Raw genomic sequence first — 1,198 nt, 5'->3', positions numbered from 1 at the left:
TGTGGGAGATTCTATGGTTGAGGCAAAGCCCTCAGCCTGCTTTTGGTTCATATTCGCTTTGCCCTTTGAGCAGGGCGAATACGATCCGGGCCAGTTTGCGGGCCAGTATCACCAGCGCCTGCGTGGTGCTGAACCCTTTGGCCCGTTGCTCCTCATAAAAACCTTTCCAGGCCGCCGTTCGGCTGGCCGACATGGCGGCGTTGTGCAGAAGCCGACGCACCTCCGGATCGCCGCGTTTCGTCAGGCTGCGTCGGCCGTCCTTCTGTCCCGACTGGGAAACCCGCAAGTCCATCCCCAAAAAGGCGATGAACGCATCGGCACTCCTGAAGTCACCCCTCTGGAACGCGGCGATCAAGCGGGCGCCCGTCAGAAAACCGATGCCTTCAACTTTCATGCAGCGCCTCAGCTGAGCCAGCAGGCCGGCCTCTTTCAGCTGGTCGTTGATCATCTTCTCGACCAGCACCTCAAGCCTCTGCATCGAGGCCACCTGTTCGGCAAAGGCGGTTTTGAGCAGCGGCTCATTCGCCCAGCTCTGTACCAGGCCGACCCGTGCCTGAACCAGCGCCGCGCGCCGACGGAAAAGGCTCAGGAGTCGCTGGTACAGCGGCGATGGCGGCGTCCACGGGCGAAGTTCCTCATGTTCGTTTTTCAGGTACCGGGCGAGCAACCTTGCGTCCAGCGCATCGGTCTTGGCGCGAACCTTCACACCCTTGCGGTAGTGACTCAGTTCATAGCCGCCGACCATGTAGATCGTGCAGCCGGCCTCATGGGCCAGATCGGCGAACTCCAGGTGATAGACATTGGTCGACTCAATCGCCACATCGACCGGCCCCGGCAAGCCTTTCAGCCATTTCCTGATGGCTGGCTTGTCATTGGGAAGGGTCTCGAGCAGATCCGGCTCGGCCTGGTAGATCACCAACTCGTTCTTGGCGACATCCACACCCACAATTGGCCTGGAAGCAGAAACCGACATTGCCATTGAACACCCCCCGAGATATGGTTTTGAGCACTTGAAGGGATCACCCAGGGGCGCAGGCTTGTTCCTATAGTCGGTCGAGCCAGATGCATTCTTTATCGGCGCTTGGGTGAAAGGAGGAGGGGCGAAATCTCCCACGGGTCTGTACTGCGTCAACAGTCAGAATCCAGCCTAGTCCCTCCTCCTCCCTTCAAGTACCAGCATACAAGCCAGCCTGCTGGC

General features: G+C 59.5%; 1 protein-coding gene. It reads right to left on the bottom strand.

Annotated features, from left to right (window positions below; all coding sequences use genetic code 11):
• Window positions 1–31 precede the first annotated feature (31 nt).
• Window positions 32–979 (bottom strand): IS110 family transposase, encoded by a 948-nt coding sequence (locus CAG41_RS28060; RefSeq protein ID WP_085657257.1) that lies wholly within the window; start codon window positions 977–979, stop codon window positions 32–34.
• Between the last annotated feature and the right edge of the window lie 219 nt (window positions 980–1,198).

This window comes from Pseudomonas sp. B35(2017), from assembly GCF_002113645.1.
Lineage (GTDB): Bacteria > Pseudomonadota > Gammaproteobacteria > Pseudomonadales > Pseudomonadaceae > Aquipseudomonas > Aquipseudomonas ekonensis.
Note: the sequence above shows the minus strand (reverse complement) of the source record. Positions and strands in the feature narration are given on the sequence as shown.

What these genes read in the sequence shown, in the direction of transcription:
- CAG41_RS28060 (WP_085657257.1), bottom strand. Translation starts at nt 979, where the DNA reads ATGGCAATGTCGGTTTCTGCTTCCAGGCCAATTGTGGGTGTGGATGTC.